Here is a 19919-nt window from a genome sequence, read left to right on the forward strand (position 1 = left end):
TTCCAGCTACCTGAACAGGCCGCCCAATGCTTTCACCGCTTGGTACTTTTCCATCGTGGCGTCCTGTGTTTGCTGCTTGGCATCGACCTTGGGCTGGGGCTCCGCGAGTTTGTTACAGCCTTTGTTGAGCTGCGCCTGTGCCGGTTTAGGGGCCTGGATGCTCAGCAGGTCAACATGCAAAGGTCATTGCGCAGGCCATAAAAAGCCCCGCCGGGCGAACCTGGCGGGGCTTTTGGTGCAACGCGTGCTTACAGGCCGGCGGCCGTGCGCAAGTCGTTGGCGCGGTCGGTTTTTTCCCAGGTGAAAGTGGTGAAGGTGTCGTCGCCGACAGTCTTCTGTGCAGGGGTGCGACCGAAGTGGCCGTAGGCTGCGGTGTCCTGGTACATCGGGTGCAGCAGGTCGAGCATGGTGGTGATGGCGTACGGGCGCAGGTCGAAGATCTCACGCACCAGCTTGACGATTTTGTCATCGCTGATCTTGCCGGTGCCGAAGGTGTTCAGCGAGATCGACGTAGGCTGGGCCACACCGATCGCGTAGGAAACCTGAATCTCGCAACGCTCGGCCAGGCCGGCCGCGACGATGTTCTTGGCCACGTAACGACCGGCGTAGGCCGCCGAACGGTCAACCTTGGAGGGGTCTTTACCCGAGAACGCGCCACCGCCGTGACGGGCCATGCCGCCGTAGCTGTCGACGATGATCTTGCGGCCGGTCAGGCCACAGTCGCCCACCGGGCCGCCGATGATGAACTGGCCGGTCGGGTTGATGTGGAACTGGGTGTCTTTGGTCAGCAGTTCGGCAGGCAGCACGTGCTTGACGATCAGCTCCATCACGCCTTCGCGCAGGTCGGCGTAGGACACGTCCGGGTTGTGCTGGGTCGACAGTACAACGGCGTCGATACCCACCACTTTGCCGCCTTCGTAACGGCAGGTGACCTGGGACTTGGCGTCCGGGCGCAGCCACGGCAGCACGCCGGATTTACGTGCTTCGGCCTGGCGTTGCACAAGCTGGTGCGAGAAGGTGATCGGAGCGGGCATCAGCACGTCGGTTTCGTTGCTGGCGTAGCCGAACATCAGGCCCTGGTCGCCGGCGCCCTGATCTTCAGGCTTGGCGCGGTCCACACCCTGGTTGATGTCGGGGGACTGCTTGCCGATGATGTTCATCACGCCGCAGGTCGCGCCGTCGAAGCCGACGTCGGAGCTGTTGTAGCCAATGTCGGTGATCACGTCACGAACGATCTGCTCCAGGTCGACCCAGGCGGTGGTGGTGACTTCACCGGCGATGATCGCCACGCCCGTTTTCACCAGAGTCTCGCACGCCACACGGGCGAACTTGTCTTCAGCAATGATGGCGTCCAGCACCGCGTCAGAAATCTGGTCGGCGATTTTGTCCGGATGCCCTTCAGACACGGACTCGGAGGTGAAAAGGGAGTATTCGCTCATCTCGATGTTTTCCTGATATTTACCGATGGTGAGTGTCGCCAGTCGGTCGCTGAAAGTGGCGGACCTGGATCTGGAAACCATTACGTAAACCTACATAGAGGCTTTCCCCGGGAACGAGTCCCGCAGCGGTGGCCCAACGGGCCAGATCGTCCTGTTCAAAACCCAACCAGAGATCACCGCAGGCCTCCTTGGCCCAATTCTGGTTGTGGCTGCATAAATCTGTGACCAGCAGGCTGCCGCCCGGTTGCAGCAAATTCGCCATCTGCTTGAGGGCTTCGGCGGGGGCGGCAAAGTGGTGCAAGACCATGTTCAGCACCACGCAGTCGGCCCGCAGGCTGGTGTCATTCAACGCGTCGGCCAGCTGCAGGCTGACGTTGCGCAGCGCTTCGCGCTCGCACAGCTGGCGCGCCAGCTCAAGCATTGCCGGGCTGTTGTCCAGCGCCGTCACCTGCTTGAAGCGGCGTGCCAGTTCCGGCAAGAAGCCACCGTCGCCGGGGCCGACTTCCAGCGCCGTCGCCTCATCACTGAAGCTCAGCTTGTCCAACAGCGCCAGTACGCTTTCGCGGTATTGGGGCAAACCGGCGATCAGGTCCTGTTGGGCGCGAAACTTCTCGGCTACCCGTGAGAAAAAGTCCTGGCTGGCGGCGGCGCGTTGCCCGTGGACCTGGCTGATGCGCGACTGCACGTCGCTGGGCAAGCCCAAACTGTCTACCTCGTCGAGCAGGGCGGCGTGCAACTTGCCGCCGAGCAACTCGGTGTGGGGCAGGGCGCGACGATAAAAAATCGCATTGCCTTCTCGGCGTGTGGCGACCAGCTCGGCCTGGGCCAGCACCTTAAGGTGGTGGCTCATGCCGGATTGGCCGATGGCAAAGATCTGCGCCAGTTCCAGCACGCCAAAAGAGTCGTTGGCCAGTGCGCGCAGCACGTTCAGGCGCAACGGATCACCGGCGGCCTTGCATAAGGCAGCCAGCTCATCGCTGTCGTCGGGACGCAAGGAAGGCACGGGTAGGTTCATAAGGCCAGCAGTCTAGTGACGGGTGGAAATCCTCGCAAGGCCAATATCAAAAAGTTTTGATATTGGTCGATAATCGGTCGTTATAAGCCGCCGCTATAACCTTTAGGCGAAGCGGTGGGCCGTTTCTGCAAGCCAATGCCGGGCAAACCGCAGGAAAAACACCTTCAAGTGACTATCTGTCATTGCCCGCAGGCGGTGGCTGAGGGAAAATGCCGGTCCTTTTTTCCGTTTCTTCTATTCAAACCCCAGGAGATCAGCGATGCCCAGCCGTCGTGAGCGTGCCAACGCCATTCGTGCCCTCAGCATGGATGCCGTGCAAAAAGCCAACAGCGGCCATCCCGGTGCCCCGATGGGCATGGCGGATATCGCCGAGGTACTTTGGCGTGACTACCTGAAACACAACCCGAGCAACCCGTCTTTCGCCGACCGTGACCGCTTCGTGCTGTCCAACGGCCACGGTTCGATGCTGATCTACTCGCTGCTGCACCTGACCGGCTACGACGTCACCATCGATGACCTCAAGAGCTTCCGCCAGCTGCACAGCCGCACGCCGGGCCACCCGGAATTCGGTTACACCCCGGGCGTCGAAACCACCACCGGTCCGCTGGGTCAAGGCCTGGCCAACGCCGTGGGCTTCGCTCTGGCTGAAAAAGTATTGGGCGCGCAGTTCAACCGCCCTGGCCACGACATCGTCGACCACCACACCTATGTGTTCCTGGGTGATGGCTGCATGATGGAAGGCATTTCCCACGAAGTCGCGTCCCTGGCCGGCACCCTGGGCCTGGGCAAGCTGATTGCCTTCTACGATGACAACGGCATCTCCATCGACGGCGAAGTCGAAGGCTGGTTCACCGACGACACGCCAAAGCGTTTCGAAGCCTACAACTGGCAAGTGATCCGCAACGTTGACGGCCACGATCCGGAAGAGATCAAGACCGCCATCGACACCGCCCGCAAGAGCGAGCAGCCGACCCTGATCTGCTGCAAGACCATCATCGGTTTCGGCTCGCCGAACAAGCAAGGTAAAGAAGACTGCCACGGCGCCCCATTGGGTGACGCGGAAATCGCCCTGGCTCGCGAAGCGCTGAAGTGGAACCACGGCCCGTTCGAAATCCCGGCGGACATCTACGCCGAGTGGAGCGCCAAGGAAAAAGGCCTGGCCGCCGAAGCCGAGTGGGACCAGCGTTTTGCTGCCTACTCCGCCGAATTCCCGGAATTGGCCAACGAGCTGGTACGCCGCCTGGCCGGTGACCTGCCTGCCGACTTCTCGGAAAAAGCCTCGGCCTACATCGCCGAAGTCGCAGCCAAGGGCGAGACCATCGCCAGCCGTAAAGCCAGCCAGAACACCCTGAACGCCTTTGGCCCATTGCTGCCCGAGATCCTCGGCGGTTCGGCTGACCTGGCCGGTTCCAACCTGACCCTTTGGAAAGGCTGCAAAGGTGTGTCGGCCGAAGACGCCAGCGGCAACTACATGTACTACGGCGTGCGCGAGTTCGGCATGAGCGCCATCATGAACGGCGTGTCCCTGCACGGCGGCCTGGTGCCTTACGGCGCGACCTTCCTGATGTTCATGGAATACGCGCGTAACGCGGTACGTATGGCCGCGCTGATGAAGAAGCGCGTGATCCATGTGTACACCCACGACTCCATCGGCCTGGGCGAAGACGGCCCGACGCACCAGCCGGTCGAGCAACTGACCAGCCTGCGTACCACGCCGAACCTGGATTGCTGGCGCCCAGCCGACGCGGTGGAATCCGCGGTGGCCTGGAAGCACGCGATCGAGCGCAAGGACGGCCCTTCGGCGCTGATCTTCTCGCGTCAGAACCTGCAACACCAGGTGCGTACCGACGCGCAGATCGCCAACATCAGCCGTGGCGGTTATGTGCTCAAGGACTGCATCGGCGAGCCGGAACTGATCCTGATCTCCACCGGTTCCGAAGTCGGCCTGACGGTTCAAGCCTACGACAAGCTGACCGCCCAGGGCCGCAACGTTCGCGTGGTGTCCATGCCGTGCACCAGCCTGTTCGAAGCCCAGGACGCGGACTACAAGCAATCGGTGCTGCCGTTGCAGGTCAGCGCACGTATCGCCATCGAAGCGGCGCACGCCGACTACTGGTACAAGTACGTGGGCCTGGAAGGCCGCGTGATCGGCATGACCACCTACGGTGAGTCGGCGCCGGCGCCAGCCTTGTTCGAAGAGTTCGGTTTCACCCTGGAAAACATCCTGGGTCAGGCTGAAGAGCTGCTGGAAGACTAAGGCTGTAGATTGAGGTGGCTGTGCCGGCCTCTTCGCGAGCAAGCCCGCTCCCACATTTGACCGGGTTCACACAGTTGCAATTGTGAACCCATTCAAGTGTGGGAGCGGGCTTGCTCGCGAAAGCGGTCTAACCGCCACCCCATTACCCAAGGTAATCGAGAACCCCATGCCTCAACCGCGTCCCTACAAAGTTGCACTCAACGGCTACGGCCGCATTGGTCGTTGCGTCTTGCGTGCGCTGTTCGAGCGAGGGGCGGCGGCCGGGTTTGAAATTGTGGCGATCAACGATTTGGCCGACATGGCCAGCATCGAATACCTGACACGCTTTGACTCCACCCACGGCCGCTTCCCCGGCGAAGTGCGGGTTGAGGGCGATTGTCTGCATATTAACGGCACCTGCGTGAAGGTCTTGCGCAGTGCCACCCCCGAAGGCATCGACTGGAAAGCACTGGGCGTTGACCTGGTGCTGGAATGTTCCGGTGTCTATCACACCCGTGCCGACGGCCAGCGTTTTCTCGACGCCGGCGCGCCGCGTGTGCTGTTTTCCCAGCCGATGGCCAGCGAGGCGGATGTCGACGCCACCGTCGTCTACGGCATCAACCAGGATTGCCTGACCGGCGATGAGCTGCTGGTGTCCAACGCCTCCTGCACCACCAACTGCAGCGTGCCGCTGTTGCGCCTGCTGGATCAGGCGATTGGCCTGGATTACGTGTCGATCACCACTATTCACTCGGCGATGAACGACCAACCGGTGATCGACGCCTATCATCATGAAGACCTGCGCCGCACGCGCTCGGCGTTCCAGTCAGTGATTCCGGTGTCTACCGGCCTGGCCCGTGGCATCGAGCGACTGTTGCCGGAACTTGCCGGGCGAATCCAGGCCAAAGCCGTACGGGTGCCGACGGTGAACGTGTCCTGTCTGGACATCACCATGCAAACCGTCAGCGACACTGACGCGACAGAGGTCAACCGGATCCTGCGCGACGCCGCCACCAGCGGCCCGCTCAAGGGCCTGCTGGCCTACACCGAGTTGCCGCACGCCAGTTGTGATTTCAACCATGACCCGCATTCGGCGATTGTCGATGCCAGCCAGACCCGCGTTTCCGGCCCCAGGCTGGTGAACATCCTGGCGTGGTTCGACAACGAATGGGGCTTTGCCAACCGCATGTTGGATGTTGCAGGGCACTATCTGCACATCGCCACTAAACAACCTCAACAGTAATTCAGGAACTGCGACCCATGACCGTGTTGAAGATGACCGACCTCGATCTGCAAGGTAAGCGCGTACTGATTCGCGAAGACCTCAACGTCCCAGTCAAGGACGGTGTTGTCACCAGCGATGCGCGAATCCTGGCCTCGCTGCCGACCATCAAGCTGGCCCTGGAAAAAGGCGCGGCCGTGATGGTCTGCTCCCACTTGGGTCGCCCGACCGAAGGTGAGTTCAGCGCCGAAAACAGCCTCAAGCCTGTAGCCGACTACCTGAGCAAGGCCCTGGGCCGTGACGTGCCGCTGGTAGCCGACTACCTGGGCGGCGTTGACGTTAAGCCTGGCGACATCGTGCTGTTCGAAAACGTGCGCTTTAACAAAGGCGAGAAAAAGAACAGCGACGAACTGGCCCAGCAATACGCGGCCCTGTGCGACGTGTTCGTGATGGACGCTTTCGGCACCGCGCACCGCGCCGAAGGCTCGACTCACGGCGTGGCCAAGTTTGCCAAAGTCGCCGCTGCTGGCCCGTTGCTGGCCGCTGAACTGGATGCGCTGGGCAAGGCCCTGGGCGCACCGGCCCAACCGATGGCGGCCATTGTTGCCGGCTCCAAAGTGTCCACCAAGCTGGACGTGCTCAACAGCCTCAGCACCATCTGCAATCAGCTGATTGTCGGCGGCGGCATCGCCAACACCTTCCTCGCCGCAGCCGGGCACCCGGTGGGCAAATCGCTGTATGAGCCGGACCTGCTCGACACCGCCCGCGCCATCGCCGCCAAAGTCAGCGTGCCGCTGCCGGTGGACGTGGTGGTTGCCAAGGAATTCGCCGAAAGCGCCGAAGCCACCGTCAAGCTGATTGCTGACGTGGCGGCTGACGACATGATCCTGGATATCGGCCCACAAACGGCGGCTAACTTCGCGCAACTGCTGAAAGCCTCCCAGACCATTCTGTGGAACGGCCCGGTCGGTGTGTTTGAGTTCGACCAGTTCGGCAACGGCACCAAAGTGCTGGCCCAGGCGATTGCCGACAGCTCGGCATTCTCCATCGCCGGCGGCGGTGACACCCTGGCCGCCATCGATAAATATGGCGTTGCTGACCAGATCTCCTACATTTCTACCGGTGGTGGCGCATTCCTCGAATTCGTCGAAGGCAAAGTGCTGCCGGCCGTTGAAGTGCTGGAAACCCGAGCCAAAGGTTAAGGCTCGTGATCCGGAAAAGGAGCATTCCCATGATCAAGTCGTTGGCACTGGTGATCGCAGCGGGCCTGTTGGCCGGCTGCGGCAGCACGCCAAGCGCTGCGCCCGAGGCGCAAGCGCCTGGGGCGGCGCCGAAAAAAAGCTGCTACCAGGCCGACTGGCAAGCCGAAACCATGCCGGTGATCAACAAGCGCATCGGCAATGAACGGCTGGAACAATACGACGCCGCGCCCAACGGTCAGGAACAGGGTTGCCCATGACGGGTCTGATCAACTAACCGACAGCAGTGGCGGCCCTTGGGGCCGTCGTTCGAGGAGTGGCAATGAAAGGCGTTTTCGCCCTGGCAGCCCTGGCCTTGTTGGCCGGTTGCAGCAGCATGAACATGTTCAACAAGGCGGCTGAGCCGGCAGACAAATGGACCACCTGGACCTGCGACAGCAAGGCCGAGGTCAACTGGCGCTTTGCCAACCCGGCCCGTTCTGAAGTGGATGTACGCCTCGGCGGTGCGGACCAGGTTTATCGCCTTAAACAAGAGGTTGCCGCCTCGGGCGTGCTGTACAGCGACGGCCAACTGGCGTTTCACACAAAAGGTGAGGAAGGCCTGGTTTACTGGGTCGCCACCGATGATTTGATTGGGCGCGGCTGTAAGGCTCAGTAAGAACACGATCTCGAAATACATGAGATCAAAATGTGGGAGCTGGCTTGCTCGCGAAAGCGGTGGTTCAGCTGACGAATTCGGTGACTGGTACACCGCATTCGCGAGCAAGCCCGCTCCCACAGTAGAGCCGGTTCCAAATCGAAATGAATGCGAACCGGACACTGCAATAACGATTCAGCAGCTCAAGCTTAACCCCTTGATCTGCAATAACTTGAATAGCAGCCGCCGCTACGGCAGGCTTGCACGATTAACGACCCTCGACCGGGAGAGACAACACAATGGCACTTATCAGCATGCGTCAAATGCTGGACCACGCAGCCGAGTTCGGCTACGGCGTCCCAGCCTTTAACGTCAACAACCTTGAGCAGATGCGCGCCATCATGGAAGCCGCTGACAAGACCGACTCCCCCGTGATCGTCCAGGCTTCGGCCGGTGCGCGCAAATACGCCGGCGCCCCGTTCCTGCGTCACCTGATTCTCGCCGCGATCGAAGAATTCCCGCACATCCCGGTGTGCATGCACCAGGACCACGGCACCAGCCCTGACGTGTGCCAGCGCTCCATCCAACTGGGCTTCAGCTCGGTAATGATGGACGGCTCCCTGGGCGAAGACGGCAAGACCCCGACCGGCTACGAGTACAACGTACGCGTCACCCAACAAACCGTGGCCATGGCTCACGCCTGTGGTGTGTCGGTTGAAGGCGAGCTGGGCTGCCTGGGTTCCCTGGAAACCGGTATGGCCGGTGAAGAAGACGGCATCGGCGCCGAAGGCGTGCTGGATCACAGCCAGATGCTGACTGACCCGGAAGAAGCCGCTGACTTCGTGAAAAAGACCCAAGTGGACGCCCTGGCCATCGCCATCGGCACCAGCCACGGCGCCTACAAGTTCACCAAGCCACCTACCGGCGACGTGCTGGCCATCGACCGCATCAAGGAAATCCACAAGCGCATCCCTAACACCCACCTGGTGATGCACGGCTCTTCCTCGGTACCGCAAGAGTGGCTGGCGATCATCAACCAGTACGGCGGCGACATCAAAGAAACCTACGGCGTGCCGGTTGAAGAAATCGTCGAAGGCATCAAGTATGGCGTGCGCAAGGTCAACATCGACACCGACCTGCGTTTGGCGTCCACCGGCGCAATGCGTCGCCTGATGGCCACCAACCCGAGCGAATTTGACCCACGTAAGTTCTTCGGCGCCACCGTTACCGCCATGCGTGATGTGTGTATCGCTCGCTACGAAGCGTTCGGCACTGCCGGTAATGCTTCGAAGATCAAACCGATCTCGTTGGAAGCCATGTACCAGCGTTACCTGAAAGGTGAGTTGAACGCCAAGGTGAACTGAGCCTTAAGCGTTTAAAAAGAAGCCCGCAGCGATGCGGGCTTTTTTGTGGCCGCGCGTTGCAGACGGAAGGTGGTTGAAATGTCCGCTATAGTGGACATAATTATGATTAATACTTAAAAAGTCCTATATGGGTGACATTTTGCTTATCACCAATCCTCCCTCATTTGGCGAACGGCTGAGGCAGCTGCGGCGGGCGAAGCAATACAGTCAGCAACAGCTCGCGGAAAAAGCCAGGTGCAGTCGCAAGACGATCATCGATCTTGAGGCAGGGGAAAACGTGGCTATGTATACCGTATTCAGGGTCATTACCGCGTTGGGAATGGCGCTGGAGGTGGTTGATCGGCGCATCGACCTCAAATCCCTTGCCGAACTGGTGGAGTACGATGAGTAGGGTCAAGCTGCTCAACATAACCACGCCCCAGGGCTTGGCAGGCGTGCTGTCCAAAGGCTCACAGTTTTCGTTCGCCTATGCCTCGGCGCAGGCTTCGTCTGAAGTGTCATTGGTAATGCCCTATGACCCGACGCCTGCGGTCAGCAACGTCCTGCATCCGATTTTTGATATGAATGTGCCGGAGGGTTTCCTGGCTGATCAGATTAAACGTCGCATGGCCAAGCATATGCAGGTGGACGACATGCGTTTGCTGTCGATCATTGGTGGCAATCAGATCGGTCGGTTGAGTTACGAGAACCCCGTTGAAGCGTCTGCACCGGTGAAAGCGCAAGTGGGGTTGCAGGAAATCCTTTCTGCGGATGCCTCACAAGGCGTATTCGATTTCCTGGTCGAGACCTACTTTGAGTCAGGTATTTCCGGGGTGCAGCCGAAGGTGCTGGTACCCGATCTGGATAAGCTGACAGGCAGTCGCAAAACCATGCTCAGTTCTGACTTAATCGTGAAGTCCGGCGCTGATGAATATGCACACTTGGCTCAGAACGAATTCCTCTGTTTGGAAGCTGCTCGCCTTGCCGGCATGCAAACTCCGCGTTTCTGGCTGTCGGAACGGGGTGATCTGTTTGTCATGGAGCGCTTTGATCTGACGGAGTCTGGCAGGTTGGGGTTCGAGGATATGGCAGTGCTGTTGGGACTGAACAAAGATCCTCACGACAACTACAAATATTCCCAAAGTTACGAAACGCTTGCTGCAGTGATAAATGAGGTGTGCCGGCAGGGTGATGTGCTGCGTGAACTCGAACGTTTTTATTCATCTGTGTGCTTGTCGGTCATGGTGCGCAATGGCGATGCTCATCTGAAAAATTTCGGTGTGCTCTACACCCATCCCGGTGCGCTGGAAACCGTGCAGTTAGCCCCTGTGTTCGATGTGACAACGACTACTGTGTATGAAAATTACAACCCCAAGTCTGGTCAGTCACTGGTCGACCGTACCTTGGCGATCAAGATGAACAAGGCAAAGGCCTACCCGGATCGCCAGCAACTGGTCGAGTTCGGTCGCAAGCACTGTGGTGTTGCAAACCCAGGCGCGATTATTGAGCAAATTAGCGATGCCATGTCTGAGGCGCTAAGCGCACATAAAGTACACATAGACGTTGAGCTGTTTTCAACGATGCAGAAGGAGTGGGACGCCGGCCGCGCAATGGCGCTGCATGATTCGGTGGTATCGGGGATGAGACGAAAGCCAGTGGAAAAACGGGCGCCATAAGTGCCTGCAAAGAAGCCCGCAACGATGCGGGCTTTTTTGTGGCCGGGATTTGATCAGGCAGCGGTATCGAAACCTCGGTGCTCAATGACGCGGAACACGTCGCTCACGTCCTGCACCAGAATACGTGCGGTATTGGCCACGTTATTCAGGTCGCGCTCGGCGAAGTCCGGGAGGCTGGAGCAGGCCATCAGGTTGAGGTGTTCGAGGGCGGCGTTGAGGCGTTCGCGCAGGCAGGCGTGGAGGTCGGGCAGTGGGGCGGCGCTGTCGATCAAGAGCACGGGTGAGTCGGTGGCGGACTCGGTGCAGGGGTAGAAGCGGCGGGGTGGTAATGGGTCGGTCATGGTAAATCCTTAACTCAAGAAAAGAATGACCACCGTTTGCTGCGAAACAAATTGGGTGGCAGCTGTACGCGGGTTCGCAGACCGAGGAGTTAAGACCCGGCAGACCCGAAGGTCTCCCACGCACAGCCGCCATAACAAGGACGGCCGTCGGCGGAGCGCCGGGGCCGTTTGTGACGGGTGCGGTATTAACTCGGTAGGGCTGCGAAACCCTATCGCTGTTCTCAGCGACCGGCGAACTATAAGCGGCGATCTGTTTGCCCGCAACGGTCGTGTAGGACCAACCTGGACCTTTGAATCGATGCAGATCCAATGTGGGAGCCGGGCTTGCCCGCGATGGCGGTGTGTCAGGCACTGCTGATGGTGGCTGATGCGCCGCCATCGCGGGCAAGCCCGGCTCCCACAGGGTTCGGTGGTGTGTTTAAGAGGTTGGATTAATCTGAGAATAGTCTTTGTATCTGTCGGAGTTTGCCTACGAATATCATCGGCTCAAAAGTGCTTTGCAATCGGAAGTCTCCTGAACCAGTCAGTAGAATTCCCTGTGTCTTTATAGTTTTCTGTTTTATTGGTGCGCCATTAAAAGTGCGCTTTTATCAGTCTCTGATCATTTAAGGTTGATCGTTAAATGTATTCAATGATGGAGAATTGATAATGAAGTTGATTAAAGTCGCTGGCGCTATCATCGCGTTACTCGCAGCAGGATCTTTTGCCCACGCCGAGGGCCGAATATTCACCGCATCTGTTAACGAAAAGGGGCAAGCCACTGCACAGTCGCCCAAGTGGGTGAAAGAGGTAGCCTTGATCGCGCAGCCTGAGGGATGTCAGTTCCAACGAACATATCTTCTATGGTCATGCCAAGTTGGGCAGTATTCCGGCCATCAACTACATTAATGTATTGACGCTTAAAGTCGGCGATAACAAACCCGCCGGTGACTCCTCGATGGGCTTTATGCTGATGTTCGTTGAATAAACCTTCCAAGAAGCCCCGCCATTAACGGGGCTTCTTTCACGCACTATTGGTGATCAATATCCAATTTGGCAAACGTCACTCGCGCGCCTTCTTTGCTGTCGCCGCTGTTGTCCTGCACATAAACCCCTGCCTTGAAGTACAGCGGCTTCGCACCCCACGCGGCGCCTATGCGCTCGTTCCATTGGCCGTCTGCGGCAGATACGCTGAGCAAGCCGGCCTTATTGAGGTTGATCACATAGGTGAAGCTCTTCTCCAATGGCACGTTACTGGCGACGGTAATCACACGGCCCTCGCCATCATCCGGGCGCATGCGCACCTTGGCGACGATGTTGCCGGTCTGGGTTTTTTCCTTGAACTGGTACTCCAGCTTGATCAGCGGTTTCTGGCTGTCATACGCGTGGATCTGGCCGATGACCACTTTGCCGCTGGAGGGCACCTGGTTGACGGTCACGGTGGCGCGCAGGAAGTTGTTGGCCTCGTTGTAAGTCCAGTTGCGCAGGCGCCCATCGGCGTAGGTTTCGCGTAACTCGCTGCGTGGGTAGATGGCGTTTTCGGTACGGGTGCCGGTCACGGGTGTCCAGAATTGCACGTTGCTGCCTTCGGCCTGGAAGTACTGGTCTTTGAAGCCGCTCAGCAGTTTGGGGGTGTCGATGGTCGTGGGCGGGGAGCCGACCGGAATGCTCAGGTTCCAGGTGGAAAGGTCGATCATGGTGTTGGCCTTTTACAGAGAATGAAGGCTTTAGCCCGAGGGCTGCGCAGGTTCTTTATAAGCGGTAGTAACCAAATTGTTAATTAAGCGCTGGCAAATTATTGGCGTCAGCTAAATGCCAAAAAGCCATGTTTCCCACAGCCCGTAGGCTGTAGGGCTTGACCGTTAGTCGGCTTCCTGAGCTTTGGCGCAATGATGGCACCCACGTCACTTCTGCTTTTTTTAAAGCGGGGCTAGAGTGAGCCCTCTGTGTTTGTCCGGTTTTTGTAGCAGAAGTGACCGGTGCAGCCCCTCAAGGAAGAGACGTAGCATGGATTGCGCTCCACACCCCGGCGATGGCAGTTCGGTTCTTCTGGTAGTTGATGACTACCCCGAGAACCTCATCAGCATGCGTGCGCTTTTGCAGCGTGAAGACTGGCACGTGATCACGGCCGCCTCCGGGCTGGAAGCCCTGGAATTGCTGCTCGCCCACGAGGTCGACCTGGTGTTGCTGGATGTGCGCATGCCCGGCATGGACGGCTTTGAAGTCGCACGCCTGATGCGCGGCAGCCAGCGTACGCGCATGACGCCGATTATCTTTCTGACGGCCCACGCCCAATCGTCCGACGCCGTGCAGGAAGGCTACGCCAGCGGTGCGATCGACTATCTGTTCAAACCTTTCGACCCCCATATCCTCAAGCCCAAGGTTCAGGCCCTGCTGGAACACCAACGCAACCGCCGGGCCTTGCAGCGGCTGAGCCATGACCTGGAGCTGGCGCGTGCCTTTAACGCCTCGGTGCTCGACAACGCCGCCGAAGGCCTGCTGGTGGTGGGCGAGGGCAGTGTGATCGAGTACGCCAACCCGGCCATTTCACGCTTGCTGAACGCCACCATGGCCGAGTTGCAGGGCGAGAGCTTCTTGAGCTTCCTGCAAAAGCCCCATGTGCCCGCGTGGTTGAGTTTCCCGATGTACGAGGCGTACCGGCGGGGCGAAACGTGGCGCCAGCATGACGCAATCTTGCGCACCGGGCGTGGTCAGCAGGTGCCCGTGGCGTTGTCCTGTGCACCGCTGCCCGCCGAGCAGAAGGCCATGGTGGTGACCGTGCTGGACATGTCCGAGGTACGCCATCTGCATCAGCAGTTGGAGTTCCAGGCCGTGACCGACCCGTTGACGGGGCTGTTGAACCGGCGTGGCTTTCACCAGGCGGTGGAGAACCTCTTGTCGCGCAGCGAGCGTAACGAACAGTCGCTGGTGTTGCTGTACCTGGACCTGGACGGTTTCAAGCGGGTCAATGACTCGTTGGGCCACGACGCGGGCGACCGTGTGCTGCGCTGGGTCTCGGAGCAGATGCAGGCGTGTCTGCGCTCCTGCGACATTCTTGGGCGCATGGGCGGGGATGAGTTCACCGCGTTGCTGGAGTTGGAGTTTCCGGAGCAGGCCGCCAAGATTGCGGAAAAACTGATCGAAAGGGTGTCTGTGTGCCAGCAAGTGGACGGTTTGGAGGTGATGCTCGGCGTCAGCATCGGCATCGCCACGTTCCCGGACTGCGGCTCCGACCTGAGTGGTCTGTTGCGTGCGGCGGATATCGCCATGTACGAAGCCAAGCGCGCGGGGCGTCAGCAATATCGCTATTACGATCAGGAAATGAACGGCCGTGCCCGTTCGCGGCTGATGCTGGAAGACAGCGTGCGCACCGCGATCCAAAACAAGGATTTCACCCTGGTGTACCAACCCCAGGTCTCGCTGGAAGACGGGCGCTTGCGTGGTGTCGAGGCGCTGTTGCGCTGGCAGCACCCCAGCGTCGGCGATGTGCCGCCGGGCTTGTTTTTGCCGCTGCTTGAAGAGGCGCGGCTGATCAGCCAGTTGAGCGCCTGGATCTACCAGCAAGTCGCTGCCCAGCGCCAGGCCTGGCAAGCCACGTTCGATCAAGCGCTGGTGCTGAGCGTGAGCTTGAGTGCCAGCCAGTTCAATATGCCCAACCTCGCCAGCCAACTGCAGCAGGTCCTTGAGCGACATGGGTTGCAGGGGCGCCAGCTGGAGGTGGAAATCAGCGAAGACAGCCTGATGAGTAACCTCGACGAGACCCATAAGCAGCTCAAGTTACTGCGCCAGATCGGCGTGCGCATTGCCCTGGATGATTTCGGCCTGGGCCAATGCTCCCTGGCCCACCTGCGGGACCTGGCGTTCGACACGCTCAAGCTCGACCCGCAACTGGTGGCGCGCCTGCCGGGCTCGGTGCGGGATGCGGCGATGGCGCGCAGTATCATCCAGTTATGCGCTCATTTTGATGTGTTGGTGATCGCCGAGGGTGTGGAAACCCTCGAACAATCACAGTGGCTCAAGGCCAATGGCTGCGCGTTTATCCAGGGGCCGTGGGCGGCGCAGCCGTTGGTGGCCGAGGAAATGGCCACGTGGTCCCACCCTCGTCTGCTGTGAATTCGCTACACTGGCGGCCATTCGAACCCTGTTGCAGAGCCCCATGACCGCGCTGAAATACCTCCAGGCCTACCCCGCAGCGCTTCAAGAGCAAGTGCGCCAGTTGATCGCCAAGGACCAATTGGGCGCCTACCTGGAGCAACGCTACCCCGAGCGCCACGGCGTGCAGAGCGACAAGGCGCTATACAGCTATGCCCTGGCGTTGAAGCAGGAACACCTGCGCAACGCGCCGGCCATCGACAAAGTGCTGTTCGACAACCGCCTGGACCTCACCCACCGCGCTCTGGGCCTGCACACCACGATTTCACGGGTGCAGGGCGGCAACCTCAAAGCCAAGAAAGAGATCCGCATTGCCGCGCTGTTCAAGGAAGCCGCGCCGGAGTTTCTGCGCATGATCGTGGTACACGAGCTGGCGCACTTCAAGGAATCGGACCACAACAAGGCGTTCTATAAACTCTGTGAGTACATGATGCCGGGCTACCATCAGGTGGAATTCGACCTGCGGGTGTACCTCACGTATCGCGACTTGCAGGGCAAGCCCTAACTTCACAAGGCGTTCGAGCATGGATGTGAGCAAGACCAAAAGCAGTTTCTACCGCCGCCTGTATGTGGCTTACCTGATCGACAGCGGCCAGGCCAGCAGCGTGCCGGCACTGACCGACGCCACCGGCATGCCACGGCGCACGGCGCAGGACACGATTGCGGCGTTGGCTGATCTGGATATTGTGTGTGAATTCGAGCAGGAGGACGGTGCGCGTAATCATGCTGGGTGTTATCGGATTCGCAGCTGGGGCGCGATTGATCGGCGCTGGATCGAGGCGAACCTTGGGGTGGTCAAGCAGGTGTTGGGTTATCCCTGAGGCTTGTGGTGAATTGTCTGACGCCTTCGCGAGCAAGCCCGCTCCCACATTCGACCGCATTTCAAAGTATGTACGCGGTTAAATGTGGGAGCGGGCTTGCTCGCGAAGAGGCCCTCAGCTACGCCGCATACCAATATGGGGAATGTCATCCTCCAGGTATTCCTCACCCGCCACCGCAAACCCGTACCGCCCGTAATACCCCTGCAAATGCGCCTGGGCTGACAGATAAATCGGCGTCTGCGGCCAGATGTCTTCAATGCGCTTGAGCGCTTCTTCCATCATCTGGTGCCCCAGCCCGGTACCGCGTGCCACCGGTGCCACGATCACTCGGCCAATTACCACGTCACCGCCCTGTGATTCCGGGTCCAGCAGGCGCAGGTAAGCCACCAGCACGTCATCTTGCCAGGCCATCAAGTGGTGGGTATCGCCCGAAAGATCCTGCCCGTCGAGGTCTTGATACACGCATTTTTGCTCGACGACGAACACCTCATTGCGCAGACGCATAATGGCGTACAGCTGCTCTTTGCCGAGGTCTTCGTGATGTTTGCAGACCCATTCAACCGTCATGGCGTTTTCCCTTATTAATGTTTGTTGCCGATAGTAAGCGCCACCGGCCGCCCTGTCTAAAGCGAGCATTTTTGTGAATGGCGTCAATTTGCCATCATTCAGTTCGATCGCTGCTGGCTTCTTTGTGTAATCTGCAATACGGGCTCATTGATGAGCTACTGTTATCAGGCCACTGCCTGCCTGCCCGCCAAGGACCTTGAGCATGCCGCGATTTTCTCGTGCCGTTGCTTTGATTGGAGTGTTGCTGCTGGCCCAGCCCGCGGTGGCGCAGCGCTTGCGCCTGGTAGCGGATGTATGGCCACCGTTTACCGATTCCACCTTGATTAACGGCGGCCTGGCCACTGACATTGTCAGTACGGCGCTGGCCCGCGCAGGGTATGCCAGTGATTTTGAGCAGGTGCCCTGGGCGCGGGCGTTGATGGGCGTGGGCGATGGCCGTTATGACGTGTTGATCAACGCCTGGTACGACGATGCCCGCACCAGGCTGGGCCAGTTTTCCGGCGAATACCTGATGAATCGCGTGCGGTTTATCAAGCGCCGCGACGACCCCATCGACTATCAGAACCTGGAGCAACTGCACGACGATCCCATCGCCGTGGTGCGCGGCTACGCCTACTCGGCGGCGTTCGAGCAGGATGCGCAGTTGCAGAAAGTGCCGGTGCATAACTTCGCCATGGCGGTGCGTATGCTGGCGGCCAGACGCGTCAGGCTGACGCTGGAAGATGAGTTTGTAGCCCGCTATTACCTGGCGCGGGAGTCGCCCCGGGTGCGCAATGCGGTGGAGTTTTTACCCAAGCCGCTGAGCGAGAACAGCCTGCATATTCTGGTGAGCCTGAAGAACCCCGAGCATGAGCAGATCGTGGCCAGCTTTGATCGGGAGATTGCCAGGATGAAGGCAGATGGCAGTTATGCAAGGTTGATGAAGGAGCATGGGATGTAGTGTTTTGGCGGTCTACGCCGCGCTGGTGTCTTTGATCAGATGCGCCGCCAACGTGCGTAACGGCCCCAACTGGCGGCAAATCAACGCCAGTTGCGTCTGCACCAACCGCTGCCCCTCATCAATCTCATCGGGCATCTGCTCCAGGTCCGCCGCCAATGCTTCTTCGGCATCACTCTGAATCGCAATCGGCTGCTTGTTGGCCAGCCCCGTGGCGATTTCGTCGATACTCGCCGCCAGGCTGTTACCGGCGCCGTTGATCAGATGTTCACGCACGTCGGCCGGTAATTGAGTCTCCCGATGCGCACCCAGCCCGGAAAGGTAGCTGAGCAAGGTGTGCGACAGCACCAGAAAGCGGAAACCCACATCGGCCTCCTTACGGAAATGCCCAGGTTCCATGAGCATATTCGCCAGCGTGGTGGACAGCGCCGCATCGGCGTTGTGCGCATTGCGCCGCGCCAGCCGGTAGGCCAGGTCGTCGCGCTTGCCGGCGGCGTATTGCTGCATGATCTGGCGCAGGTAAATGCTGTTGCAGGTCAGGGTGTTGGCCAGCACCTTGTTCAGACGCCGGCCTTGCCAGTCCGGCAGGAACAGGAACACCGCCAGGCCTGCAATCAAACTGCCCAGCAAGGTATCGAACAGGCGTGGCAGGAACAGCCCGTAACCGTCGCCCACCTGGTTGAAGCAGAACAGCACCATCAGGGTGATCGCCGCCGTGGCCAGGGTGTAGCGGGTGGTACGGTTGATAAAGAACACCAGGCCTGCGGCGATGGCGAACATTGACTGCACCAGCGGGCTTGGGAACAGGTCGAACAGCGCCCAGGCCACGGTCAGGCCGATGGCGGTGCCGATGATCCGCTGGCCGAGCTTGCGCCGCGTGGCGCCGTAGTTGGGCTGGCACACGAACAGGGTGGTGAGGATGATCCAGTAACCCTGGGAGGGGTGGATGAGGTGCACCATCCAATAGCCGATACTCAGTGCCAGCGGCAGGCGCAGGGCGTGACGGAACAGCAGTGACGTCGGCGTCAGTTGCGTGCGCAGGCGCGTCCACATTTCCTTGAGGTTGCGCGGGGCACGGTCCAGCAGGCTGCTGTCGGTGGCGTCGGCCAGGGAGTCGGGGTTGCTGGCATCGCCGAGCAGGCGGTCGAGGGTGGACAGGTTGGCCGCCAACGCCCGCAACGAGCGCAACAGGCCGCGCCAGGCCGGGTTGCTCTGGATGCGCAAGTGCTCCAGGGAGGCGTTCAGGTCGCCCAGGGCTTCAGCGAAGCTGTCGTCATAAATGAACGGCTGGCGCAGCTGGATTGATTCGGCCAGGGCCTGGCAGGCCTTGCCTTGCTGGCGCAACAGGCGCTGGCAGCGGAACAGCACGTCGCTGTGGAAGAAGGCTTCGGCCAGGGCGTTGTAAGGGTAGTGGGACGAGCTGGCGCGTTCGTGGATATCCTGGGCCAGAAAGTACAGCTTCAGGTAACGGCTGACTTTCGAGCCTGGGCGGCCATTGCCCACGCGGTGCAGGATGATTTCTTTCGCGGCATTCAGCGCCGCCACCACCCGGCCGTTTTGCTGGGCCAGTTCCAGGCGGCGGGCTTGCACATCCAGTTGGCGGATCGGCTCGAACAGCGACGATTTGAGTTTGAGGTAACGCCCCAGCTCGCGAAACAACCGCGCCAGGCTTTGCTGCACCGGCTGATTGGAAAACAGCACCTGCCACAGCACCGACAGCACGCCATACCACGCCGCACCGGCCACCAGCAGCAACGGCTCATGCCAGAAGTCGGTGACGGCGCCACCGCGCTGGTCCACGCCGATCATGGTGTAAACCGACAGAATCAACGTCGCTGAAGCAATCGCGCCATAACGTTCGCCCAACGCGCCGAGCATGGTCAGGCAGAAGCTGGCCAGGGCCAGGGCGATGGCGAAGATCCAGGGATAGGGAAACAGCAGCTCAACCGACAGCGCGGCGACGCTGAAACACACCAGCGTCACCGCCAGTGCATTCAGGCGGCCTTGCCAGCTGTCATCAGTCTCGGCCAGGGCGCTGGCGATAATCCCCAGGAACAGCGGGATCAGCAGGGTCATTTCGTTCTGATACCAGCACAGCGCCATGCTGCCGGTGAGGGCGATGAATACCCGAACGCTGTAACTGAATTTATCCAGCGCCCACAGGCGCCGCATGGACTGCTTGAACGAGGTCGATGACATGAAGTCTGGAGTCTTCCGGGACGATGCCGCTAAATTGAGCCAGTAATGACGCCACGGCAAGCGTGGCGATCACATGTAACAGCGAAATTTATTCCAGGGCCTGCATTCTAAATGTGGAATGCAATCAATGTGGGAGCGGGCTTGCTCGCGAATGCG

The 19919-nt window shown here is 59.8% G+C and carries 18 protein-coding genes; 12 read left to right on the forward strand and 6 right to left on the reverse strand.

Features of this window, described 5'->3' with window-relative positions; all coding sequences use genetic code 11:
• Positions 1-248: 248 nt before the first annotated feature.
• The gene (gene metK, locus BLV67_RS18125; protein WP_056857738.1) at positions 249-1439 is read right to left on the reverse strand and encodes a methionine adenosyltransferase; all 1191 of its coding nucleotides are present in this window, start codon (positions 1437-1439) and stop codon (positions 249-251) included.
• Between the two features lie 19 nt (positions 1440-1458).
• Positions 1459-2454 (reverse strand): ArsR/SmtB family transcription factor, encoded by a 996-nt coding sequence (locus tag BLV67_RS18130; protein WP_058420733.1) that lies wholly within the window; start codon positions 2452-2454, stop codon positions 1459-1461.
• A gap of 259 nt (positions 2455-2713) precedes the next feature.
• Here BLV67_RS18130 and tkt point away from each other — a divergent pair, with 259 nt between their 5' ends.
• The 8 genes from tkt to BLV67_RS18170 all read left to right on the forward strand — a co-directional run bounded on the left by tkt (position 2714) and on the right by BLV67_RS18170 (position 10767).
• Positions 2714-4711 carry a transketolase gene (gene tkt / locus BLV67_RS18135; RefSeq protein ID WP_065929476.1) on the forward strand — a complete coding sequence of 666 codons (1998 nt, stop codon included), beginning with the start codon at positions 2714-2716 and terminating at the stop codon, positions 4709-4711.
• Between the two features lie 166 nt (positions 4712-4877).
• Complete coding sequence (gene epd / locus BLV67_RS18140) at positions 4878-5933, forward strand: erythrose-4-phosphate dehydrogenase (protein ID WP_069786983.1); 1056 nt, start codon at positions 4878-4880, stop codon at positions 5931-5933.
• Positions 5934-5950: 17 nt separating this feature from the next.
• Entirely contained in the window at positions 5951-7114 is a 1164-nt protein-coding gene (locus BLV67_RS18145; protein WP_069786984.1) for a phosphoglycerate kinase, read from the forward strand.
• 29 nt (positions 7115-7143) lie between these two features.
• Positions 7144-7371 (forward strand): hypothetical protein, encoded by a 228-nt coding sequence (locus tag BLV67_RS18150; protein ID WP_056857743.1) that lies wholly within the window; start codon positions 7144-7146, stop codon positions 7369-7371.
• Between the two features lie 62 nt (positions 7372-7433).
• Positions 7434-7769, forward strand: coding sequence for an MliC family protein (locus tag BLV67_RS18155; protein WP_056857744.1), 336 nt, complete (start codon positions 7434-7436; stop codon positions 7767-7769).
• Positions 7770-8047: 278 nt separating this feature from the next.
• Positions 8048-9112, forward strand: a complete 1065-nt coding sequence (fba, locus tag BLV67_RS18160; RefSeq protein WP_069786985.1) for a class II fructose-bisphosphate aldolase — start codon at positions 8048-8050, stop codon at positions 9110-9112.
• Positions 9113-9239: 127 nt separating this feature from the next.
• The gene (locus tag BLV67_RS18165) at positions 9240-9503 is read left to right on the forward strand and encodes a helix-turn-helix transcriptional regulator (RefSeq protein ID WP_239694251.1); all 264 of its coding nucleotides are present in this window, start codon (positions 9240-9242) and stop codon (positions 9501-9503) included.
• Complete coding sequence (locus BLV67_RS18170) at positions 9496-10767, forward strand: type II toxin-antitoxin system HipA family toxin (protein WP_065929473.1); 1272 nt, start codon at positions 9496-9498, stop codon at positions 10765-10767. Before BLV67_RS18165 ends, BLV67_RS18170 begins: the two co-directional genes overlap by 8 nt.
• 53 nt (positions 10768-10820) lie before the next feature.
• On the opposite strand, the gene BLV67_RS18175 is transcribed toward BLV67_RS18170, so the two are convergent.
• Both BLV67_RS18175 and BLV67_RS18185 read right to left on the reverse strand, forming a co-directional pair.
• Complete coding sequence (locus BLV67_RS18175) at positions 10821-11108, reverse strand: hypothetical protein (protein WP_017139393.1); 288 nt, start codon at positions 11106-11108, stop codon at positions 10821-10823.
• A 1010-nt stretch (positions 11109-12118) separates the two neighbouring features.
• On the reverse strand, positions 12119-12784 hold the full coding sequence (locus BLV67_RS18185; protein WP_065929472.1) for a polysaccharide lyase family 7 protein: 666 nt from the start codon (positions 12782-12784) through the stop codon (positions 12119-12121).
• A gap of 310 nt (positions 12785-13094) precedes the next feature.
• Between BLV67_RS18185 and BLV67_RS18190 the strand changes: the two genes are divergently transcribed.
• The 3 genes from BLV67_RS18190 to BLV67_RS18200 are packed head-to-tail and all read left to right on the forward strand — an operon-like array spanning position 13095 to position 16060.
• Positions 13095-15200, forward strand: a complete 2106-nt coding sequence (locus tag BLV67_RS18190; RefSeq protein ID WP_069786986.1) for a putative bifunctional diguanylate cyclase/phosphodiesterase — start codon at positions 13095-13097, stop codon at positions 15198-15200.
• 43 nt (positions 15201-15243) lie between these two features.
• Positions 15244-15744, forward strand: a complete 501-nt coding sequence (locus tag BLV67_RS18195; protein WP_017139389.1) for a M48 metallopeptidase family protein — start codon at positions 15244-15246, stop codon at positions 15742-15744.
• Positions 15745-15763: 19 nt separating this feature from the next.
• Positions 15764-16060, forward strand: a complete 297-nt coding sequence (locus BLV67_RS18200) for a winged helix-turn-helix domain-containing protein (protein WP_065929470.1) — start codon at positions 15764-15766, stop codon at positions 16058-16060.
• Between the two features lie 114 nt (positions 16061-16174).
• On the opposite strand, the gene BLV67_RS18205 is transcribed toward BLV67_RS18200, so the two are convergent.
• Entirely contained in the window at positions 16175-16627 is a 453-nt protein-coding gene (locus BLV67_RS18205) for a GNAT family N-acetyltransferase (protein WP_065929469.1), read from the reverse strand.
• 202 nt (positions 16628-16829) lie between these two features.
• On the opposite strand from BLV67_RS18205, the gene BLV67_RS18210 reads away from it, so the two are divergent.
• Entirely contained in the window at positions 16830-17567 is a 738-nt protein-coding gene (locus BLV67_RS18210; RefSeq protein ID WP_065929468.1) for a substrate-binding periplasmic protein, read from the forward strand.
• Positions 17568-17579: 12 nt separating this feature from the next.
• Here BLV67_RS18210 and yccS read toward each other — a convergent pair whose 3' ends face one another.
• Positions 17580-19763: a YccS family putative transporter gene (gene yccS, locus BLV67_RS18215; protein WP_065929467.1), complete on the reverse strand. Its 2184-nt coding sequence runs from the start codon at positions 19761-19763 to the stop codon at positions 17580-17582.
• Positions 19764-19919 lie beyond the last annotated feature (156 nt).

Origin of the sequence: Pseudomonas salomonii, assembly GCF_900107155.1 — a bacterium.
GTDB classification, from domain to species: Bacteria; Pseudomonadota; Gammaproteobacteria; order Pseudomonadales; family Pseudomonadaceae; genus Aquipseudomonas; species Aquipseudomonas salomonii.

Excerpts from the sequence above, each read along its gene's own strand:
- metK (WP_056857738.1), bottom strand. The coding sequence starts at position 1,439 with ATGAGCGAATACTCCCTTTTCACCTCCGAGTCCGTGTCTGAAGGGCAT.
- BLV67_RS18130 (WP_058420733.1), bottom strand. The coding sequence starts at position 2,454 with ATGAACCTACCCGTGCCTTCCTTGCGTCCCGACGACAGCGATGAGCTG.
- tkt (WP_065929476.1), top strand. The coding sequence starts at position 2,714 with ATGCCCAGCCGTCGTGAGCGTGCCAACGCCATTCGTGCCCTCAGCATG.
- epd (WP_069786983.1), top strand. The coding sequence starts at position 4,878 with ATGCCTCAACCGCGTCCCTACAAAGTTGCACTCAACGGCTACGGCCGC.
- BLV67_RS18145 (WP_069786984.1), top strand. The coding sequence starts at position 5,951 with ATGACCGTGTTGAAGATGACCGACCTCGATCTGCAAGGTAAGCGCGTA.
- BLV67_RS18150 (WP_056857743.1), top strand. The coding sequence starts at position 7,144 with ATGATCAAGTCGTTGGCACTGGTGATCGCAGCGGGCCTGTTGGCCGGC.
- BLV67_RS18155 (WP_056857744.1), top strand. The coding sequence starts at position 7,434 with ATGAAAGGCGTTTTCGCCCTGGCAGCCCTGGCCTTGTTGGCCGGTTGC.
- fba (WP_069786985.1), top strand. The coding sequence starts at position 8,048 with ATGGCACTTATCAGCATGCGTCAAATGCTGGACCACGCAGCCGAGTTC.
- BLV67_RS18165 (WP_239694251.1), top strand. The coding sequence starts at position 9,240 with ATGGGTGACATTTTGCTTATCACCAATCCTCCCTCATTTGGCGAACGG.
- BLV67_RS18170 (WP_065929473.1), top strand. The coding sequence starts at position 9,496 with ATGAGTAGGGTCAAGCTGCTCAACATAACCACGCCCCAGGGCTTGGCA.
- BLV67_RS18175 (WP_017139393.1), bottom strand. The coding sequence starts at position 11,108 with ATGACCGACCCATTACCACCCCGCCGCTTCTACCCCTGCACCGAGTCC.
- BLV67_RS18185 (WP_065929472.1), bottom strand. The coding sequence starts at position 12,784 with ATGATCGACCTTTCCACCTGGAACCTGAGCATTCCGGTCGGCTCCCCG.
- BLV67_RS18190 (WP_069786986.1), top strand. The coding sequence starts at position 13,095 with ATGGATTGCGCTCCACACCCCGGCGATGGCAGTTCGGTTCTTCTGGTA.
- BLV67_RS18195 (WP_017139389.1), top strand. The coding sequence starts at position 15,244 with ATGACCGCGCTGAAATACCTCCAGGCCTACCCCGCAGCGCTTCAAGAG.
- BLV67_RS18200 (WP_065929470.1), top strand. The coding sequence starts at position 15,764 with ATGGATGTGAGCAAGACCAAAAGCAGTTTCTACCGCCGCCTGTATGTG.
- BLV67_RS18205 (WP_065929469.1), bottom strand. The coding sequence starts at position 16,627 with ATGACGGTTGAATGGGTCTGCAAACATCACGAAGACCTCGGCAAAGAG.
- BLV67_RS18210 (WP_065929468.1), top strand. The coding sequence starts at position 16,830 with ATGCCGCGATTTTCTCGTGCCGTTGCTTTGATTGGAGTGTTGCTGCTG.
- yccS (WP_065929467.1), bottom strand. The coding sequence starts at position 19,763 with ATGTCATCGACCTCGTTCAAGCAGTCCATGCGGCGCCTGTGGGCGCTG.